Here is a 6,324-nt window from a genome sequence, read left to right on the forward strand (position 1 = left end):
GAAAAGCCATGAACCCAAAAAATACGCTTTGTCTGATTGTCGATATTCAAGAGCGCCTGCTGCCCGCCCTTTCCGGCGCGGACGAAATGTTGGAACGCTGCCGCCTGCTGATTCAAGGTTTGACGGCTTTGGACATTCCCTTTGCCGTAACCGAACAATATCCGAAAGGTTTGGGCAACACTGTATCCGCCGTATCGTTGCTGTTGCCTGAAAGCACGCCTGTTGTTGAGAAAACCCGATTTTCGGCGTTTTTACCTGAAATTCAGGAAATATTACGCAAAAACGACATCAAAAACGTTATTTTGGTGGGTGCGGAAGCGCATATCTGTATGCTTCAGACGGCCTTGGATTTGAAGGCGCAAGGTTACGCCGTATCCCTGCCTTTTGAATGCACTGCCTCGCGCACAACAGCCAACCGCGACAATGGTTTGGCGCAAATGAGCCGTCAGGGCATTATCATTTCCAATGTCGAAAGTATTTTGTTCCAACTGCTCGGCGATGCCAAACATCCGGCCTTTAAGACTATTTCCAAACTGATTCAATAACAGGCCGTCTGAAATGCAATACACCATCCGCCCTGCCCTGCGCCAAGACTTGCCCGCCATCGTCGATATTTACAACAGCACCGTAGCCACGCGCCAATCCACGGCCGATTTGTCGCCGACCACGGTTGCCGAGCGTGAAATGTGGTTTGCCGCGCACACGGACAAACGCCCGATCTACGCCCTTTACGATGCCGACGGTACAGTCTTAGCATGGGGCAGTTTCAGCGACTATCATCCGCGCTACGCCTACCACATCAGCGCGGAAGTCAGCATTTATGTCCGCCACGATATGCGCGGCGCAGGCGTGGGCAAAATCCTGTTGCGGCACATGCTCGAACGTGCGCCGTCCTTAGACACCCACAACGTCATCGCACTTGTGTTCGGCCACAACTATCCGAGCCTGAACCTGTTTCACCGTTTCGGTTTTGAAGAATGGGGGCGGCTGCCGCAAGTCTGCGATTTGGAAACCATGTTGGCAGACGTGGTAATTTTAGGCAAAAGGATTGTGGATTGATGACGACAAAGGCCGTCTGAAAACTGAATTCAGACGGCCTTTTTTACGACAAAACCTTTATTCCGGTTTCTTCGCCAGCATGGTAACGAATTTAAACTGAATCGGATTGCCGAATTCGTCTTTCGCGTGCATCGAACCCAGCTCTTCCTTGTATTCCACCAATTCCCAATCCTTATAGTATTCGCGCAGTTCGCCCTCGCCGAACTTGAACGGGAACGGCATCGGGCAAGGGAAATCTTCCGTATCCATCGCAGAAACAATCAGGTTGTAGCCGCCGGGGTTGGTGTGTTCCTTCATGTTGGCAATCACGTCAGGAACGTAACGCGGCATCAGGAACATAAACACCACGGTCGCCACCATATAATCAAAGTTTTCCTGAATATTGGCGGCGTTGAGGTCGTATTCAAACGCGCGGACATTCAGTTCTTCGATACGCGCCAGCTCTTCCACGTTTTGAACCGCGTTCGGATTATTATCGACAGCGGTAACGTCAAAACCTTTCAAACCCAGATACAGCGCGTTTCGACCCTGACCGCAGCCCATATCCAAAACCTTGCCGACGGGCACGATACCTTCGGCGGCGCGGACGGCCGAATGTGTCGCGCTCATGCCGTATTTCTTATTGAAATAGTCCGCCGCCTCACAGTAAAACGACAGTTGGATTTCCGTGTCTTGCGTTTGCGGCGCGATAAAGTGCCATGCTTGCGGATGGATAATCCAATCATCGCTTTCAGGCGTCAGTTCGTGCGTAGCCGTAATATTGCCCGCTTCGTCCACTTCATTGAAGTTCAGACGGCCTTGGAGGACATTGAGGCAGCCCCAAGTACCGGCGGCGGTATTGTGTTTGGACAATAAGGCTTCGGGAATCTCGTCCGCCGTCCACACCGGCATCTGTTTGTAACAAAACAATTCTTGCTGTTCGCTCATCATATTTCCTTTCTATTTTGACGGTTTCAACACAGCTTCTGCCAAGGCTTTCTGAATGGCAATCACACTCTTGTCGCTTTTAAACTGCAAGGTTTCGGTTGGCGCTTCGCTGGAAGAAACCCAAATCTTCAGCTCGGCATCCAAATCGAAATGACCCGAGGTTTCCACCGAAAAGCGCGACACGGAACGGTATGGAATCGAACGGTAAGACACTTTCTTGCCGGTCAAACCCTGCTTGTCCACCAACACCAGCCGATATTCGGTAAACACAATCAAATCGCGCACCAGGCTGAATGCCATTTTTACCTGTTCGCCATCAATCAGGATATTCGCCAAATCGCGTTCCACCGCATCGGCGTCTTTTTGCGAAGCATTGCCCAAAAGGCCGCTGAACAATCCCATATCTGCCTGCTTTCTATACGAGTGATAAGTGCAGGGTATTTTACACGCACAAACCTTATTTGCCGATATTTCAGACGGCCTTATGTTATGATACCGCCTTATTCGACAAAGACATGCCCATGGATAAACCCGTTTACCTCTACACAGACGGCGCATGCAAAGGCAACCCCGGCGCAGGCGGCTGGGGGGTATTTATGCGCTACGGCACACACGAAAAAGAACTGTTCGGCGGCGAAGCCGAAACCACCAACAACCGCATGGAGCTGACCGCAGTCATCGAAGGACTGAAATCCTTAAAGCGCCGCTGCCAAGTCGTCATCTGCACCGACTCGCAATACGTCAAAAACGGCATGGAAAGCTGGATACACGGCTGGAAAAAAAACGGCTGGAAAACCGCCGCCAAAAAACCGGTCAAAAACGATGATTTATGGAAAGAACTGGATAGTCTGGTTCAACAGCACGATGTCCGCTGGACGTGGGTAAAAGGCCACGCCGGACACCCTGAAAACGAAAAAGCCGACGAGCTCGCTAATCGAGGCGCAGCAAAATTTGCATAACACTTCACCCATGACTGTACTTAGACATCTCAAGCCGTTGTTTTGGATTGCCGTCATTGCATCGATTTGTGTGACACCAATAGCACTTATGTTCGCCTATTCACCGTTTCATGATGTCAATGATTTTTTTAACTTTGGCTTGTGTGACCACGTTAAGACCGCCGAAGAATGTGCCGACTTAATCACGCCCGCCTATTTATTTTGGTGGTTTATACCTGAACCGTGGTTTTTTACATTCATCACGCTGACTGCTATTTACCTCGTTCTAAAAATCCTGATTGAAATCATCCGATTCCTATTCAGACTGAGAAAGAAAAACCCATGACCTGCCCCATCTGCACTGCCGACAACGAAGACATTTTGCTGAGAACCCCGAACCTGCGCGTGATCGCCGTCCACAACGAAGCCGGCGCACCGGCATTCTGCCGCGTTATTTGGAATGACCATGTTTCCGAGATGACCGACCTTTCCCCTGCCGAACGCAACGAAATCATGGAAATGGTGTATCAAGTTGAAGCCGCAATGCGCCAAGTCTTCCGCCCTACCAAAATCAATCTAGCTAGCCTCGGCAATGTTGTGCCCCATCTGCATTGGCACGTCATCGCCCGCTTTGAAAACGATGCCAACTTCCCCGCGCCGATTTGGGCCGCGCCCGTCCGCGAACACGGTATGACCTTGCCCGAAAACTGGCCGCAACAAATTAAAAACTTAATCGCTTAAACTTTCAGACGGCCTGTAAGATTCGACACGCCAAGTTCAGGCCGTCTGAACATATAACGAAAGGAAAACCTCAATGAACTCTACCACGCGCCGCCATTTCCTGCGTACCTGCTCTGCTGCGGCAGGCGCAGGGTTGTTGCAAGCCTGCGGCACAGGCACGACCACCACGCCGCAAACCAAAACCACTTCTACCACCGCGAAAGCCAAAACCGTGCAACCTAAGCAACCCCATCCGCCACGTTCCGGCGACAACCTCCTGCGCGTTGTTGCGCCGTCAGGCTTCGCCGAAGACCCCAACCGCGTGACCACCGGCCTGACCCGCCTCTACAATGCAGGCTTTACCGTGACCAACCAACAGGCAGGCAGCCGCCGTTACCAACGCTTTGCCGGCAGCGACGCCCAACGTGCCGCCGACTTCCAAGACGTTGCCAGCGGCCGTGTCGAAACGCCCAAAGTCTTGATGGGCCTGCGCGGCGGCTACGGCGCGGCACGCATCCTGCCTCAAATCGACTTTGCCTCACTCGGTGCCAGAATGCGCGAACGCGGCACATTGTTCTTCGGTTTCAGCGACGTGTGCGCCATCCAACTCGCCCTGTTGGCCAAAGGCAATATGATGAGCTTTGCAGGCCCGATGGTGTACAGCGAATTCGGCAAAGCTGCCCCCAGCGTCTTTACCATGGATTCTTTCATCCGCGGCACGACCAACAACGTCAACATCGTCGATGTCCCAACCATCCAACGCGCCGATGTCAACGTCGAAGGCACATTGTGGGGCGGCAACCTCAGCGTTCTCGCCTCCCTCGCCGGTACGCCTTACATGCCCGATATTCAAGGCGGCATCCTCTTTATCGAAGACGTCAGCGAGCAACCCTACCGCATCGAGCGCATGCTCAACACGCTTTATCTGTCAGGTGTTTTGCAAAAACAACGTGCCATCATCTTCGGCGATTTCCGCATGGGCACCATCCGCGACGTGTACGACTCCAGCTACGACTTCTCCGCCGTCGTCAACCACATTTCGCGCACTGCAAAGATTCCTGTGTTGACCGGTTTCCCATTCGGCCACATTACCAACAAAACCACTTTTCCGTTGGGCGCGCATGCCAAAGTCCGCAGTACCGGCAACGGCGGTTATTCCGTCACCTTCAGCGGCTATCCGACACTGAACCCGTCCGCGCTGACGCTCGACAACCTGCTGCCGCCTCCTGTTCCGACTTACGACAGTACTATCTACCGCGACAGCATCACTGAAGAAGTCACCGAATAAGGCTTGTTCAAATCAAAAAGGCCGTCTGAAACCCAGTTTCAAACGGCCTTTTTATATCTTCATCTTAACCGTAACGTCGTTGGAAATCTTTCATAAAGTCAGCCAACGCGTTCACACCTTCAAGCGGCATCGCATTGTAAATGCTGGCACGCATACCGCCGACGGTTTTATAGCCCTTGAGCAGGCACAAGCCCTGCAACTCAGCTTCCAACACAAAACGGCGGTCCAAGTCTTCGCTTGCGGTTTTGAAGACCACGTTCATTTTGGAGCGCGCATCAGGATGAATATCGTTGATGTAAAAACCGCCGCTGCCGTCTATCGTCTCATACAAGGTTTGCGCCTTTATTCGATTGACCGCTTCAATTTTTTTCACACCGCCCTGCGTTTGCAGCCAGCGGAACACCAAACCCGACATATAAATCGCATAAGTAGAAGGCGTGTTGTACATACCATCTCGGTTGATGTGTGAACGGTAGTTGAACACATCGGGAATATCGTTCGGACAACGCTCCAGCAAATCCTCGCGGATAATGACCACGGTCGCACCGGCAGGGCCGATATTTTTTTGTGCGCCGGCATAAATCAAGCCGTAATCGGATACATCAAACTCACGCGACAAAATCTCGCTCGACATATCGCACACCAGCGGCGGCAGGCCGTCTGAAAGTTTGGGGACGTTTTGATACTGCAAGCCGTTTACGGTTTCATTAATCGCAAAATGAACAAACGCAGAATTCGGGTTGACATCCCAATCCTCCACCGCGGGCAGGTTTTTATAGGCATATTGCTCGCCGCCATGCGCGGCCAAACGGATTTCAGCATTGCTCAAACGGCTCATCTGTTCATAGGCAATACGGCTCCAGTTGCCCGTTACCACCGCATCGGCAGTCGCAAAACCGTGCGCCAAATTCATGGCCACCATATTAAATTGCGTGGTCGCACCGCCCTGTAAAAACAGGATTTTATAGTTGGACGGAATATTCAAAAGCTGGCGCAAGTCTTGTTCGGCATGATGCAGAATGCTCAAAAACATATCCGAACGGTGGCTCATCGCCATCACGGGAAAACCCGTACCGTTGTAGTCGAGCATTTCCTGTTGCGCGGTACGCAATACCGCTTCCGGCAATACGGCAGGACCTGCGGAAAAATTGTAAATCGGGTGTGCGGACATGGCGGCCTTCTTTCTTATTCGGTGGGTATAAAGAAATTGTAGAACCGCCTTGCACATTGTGCAAGCACGAAAAATCAGAAAATCCAAGACCGTCTGAAAACAAAGCAATACCAATTCTTTGTTTTCCAAAATAATTTCAAAACCATCATATCAAAACTTGTCAACAATTTCCTTTTCAGACGGCCTCGACCCTACCCTTTACATTTAAGCAATCACTTCAA

8 protein-coding genes are annotated in these 6,324 nt (G+C 51.6%); 5 read left to right on the forward strand and 3 right to left on the reverse strand.

The features are described 5' to 3' along the window. The first annotated feature begins 8 nt into the window (after window positions 1-8). Together ACTHSP_RS05990 and ACTHSP_RS05995 are read left to right on the forward strand one after the other, a co-directional pair. The gene (locus tag ACTHSP_RS05990) at window positions 9-545 is read left to right on the forward strand and encodes an isochorismatase family protein (RefSeq protein WP_440345805.1); all 537 of its coding nucleotides are present in this window, start codon (window positions 9-11) and stop codon (window positions 543-545) included. Window positions 546-558: 13 nt separating this feature from the next. After that, on the forward strand, window positions 559-1,059 hold the full coding sequence (locus tag ACTHSP_RS05995; RefSeq protein WP_049350715.1) for a GNAT family N-acetyltransferase: 501 nt from the start codon (window positions 559-561) through the stop codon (window positions 1,057-1,059). 57 nt (window positions 1,060-1,116) lie between these two features. Here ACTHSP_RS05995 and tehB read toward each other — a convergent pair whose 3' ends face one another. After that, window positions 1,117-1,986, reverse strand: a complete 870-nt coding sequence (gene tehB / locus ACTHSP_RS06000) for an SAM-dependent methyltransferase TehB (protein WP_049330918.1) — start codon at window positions 1,984-1,986, stop codon at window positions 1,117-1,119. 12 nt (window positions 1,987-1,998) lie between these two features. Next, on the reverse strand, window positions 1,999-2,388 hold the full coding sequence (locus ACTHSP_RS06005; protein ID WP_049329817.1) for a PH domain-containing protein: 390 nt from the start codon (window positions 2,386-2,388) through the stop codon (window positions 1,999-2,001). Window positions 2,389-2,507: 119 nt separating this feature from the next. On the opposite strand from ACTHSP_RS06005, the gene rnhA reads away from it, so the two are divergent. The 3 genes from rnhA to ACTHSP_RS06020 all read left to right on the forward strand — a co-directional run bounded on the left by rnhA (window position 2,508) and on the right by ACTHSP_RS06020 (window position 4,932). Beyond that, window positions 2,508-2,945 (forward strand): ribonuclease HI, encoded by a 438-nt coding sequence (rnhA, locus tag ACTHSP_RS06010; protein ID WP_049350717.1) that lies wholly within the window; start codon window positions 2,508-2,510, stop codon window positions 2,943-2,945. 321 nt (window positions 2,946-3,266) lie between these two features. Further along, window positions 3,267-3,665, forward strand: coding sequence for an HIT family protein (locus ACTHSP_RS06015; RefSeq protein WP_049350719.1), 399 nt, complete (start codon window positions 3,267-3,269; stop codon window positions 3,663-3,665). Between the two features lie 73 nt (window positions 3,666-3,738). Then, window positions 3,739-4,932 carry an LD-carboxypeptidase gene (locus ACTHSP_RS06020; protein ID WP_049350720.1) on the forward strand — a complete coding sequence of 398 codons (1,194 nt, stop codon included), beginning with the start codon at window positions 3,739-3,741 and terminating at the stop codon, window positions 4,930-4,932. A gap of 64 nt (window positions 4,933-4,996) precedes the next feature. Here ACTHSP_RS06020 and serC read toward each other — a convergent pair whose 3' ends face one another. Next, complete coding sequence (gene serC / locus ACTHSP_RS06025; protein WP_049323863.1) at window positions 4,997-6,103, reverse strand: phosphoserine transaminase; 1,107 nt, start codon at window positions 6,101-6,103, stop codon at window positions 4,997-4,999. Window positions 6,104-6,324: the final 221 nt, after the last annotated feature.

This window comes from Neisseria sp. P0001.S005 (genome assembly GCF_051963715.1).

Coding starts and splice junctions, on each gene's coding strand:
- ACTHSP_RS05990 (WP_440345805.1), top strand. CDS start 9: ATGAACCCAAAAAATACGCTTTGTCTGATTGTCGATATTCAAGAGCGC.
- ACTHSP_RS05995 (WP_049350715.1), top strand. CDS start 559: ATGCAATACACCATCCGCCCTGCCCTGCGCCAAGACTTGCCCGCCATC.
- tehB (WP_049330918.1), bottom strand. CDS start 1,986: ATGAGCGAACAGCAAGAATTGTTTTGTTACAAACAGATGCCGGTGTGG.
- ACTHSP_RS06005 (WP_049329817.1), bottom strand. CDS start 2,388: ATGGGATTGTTCAGCGGCCTTTTGGGCAATGCTTCGCAAAAAGACGCC.
- rnhA (WP_049350717.1), top strand. CDS start 2,508: ATGGATAAACCCGTTTACCTCTACACAGACGGCGCATGCAAAGGCAAC.
- ACTHSP_RS06015 (WP_049350719.1), top strand. CDS start 3,267: ATGACCTGCCCCATCTGCACTGCCGACAACGAAGACATTTTGCTGAGA.
- ACTHSP_RS06020 (WP_049350720.1), top strand. CDS start 3,739: ATGAACTCTACCACGCGCCGCCATTTCCTGCGTACCTGCTCTGCTGCG.
- serC (WP_049323863.1), bottom strand. CDS start 6,103: ATGTCCGCACACCCGATTTACAATTTTTCCGCAGGTCCTGCCGTATTG.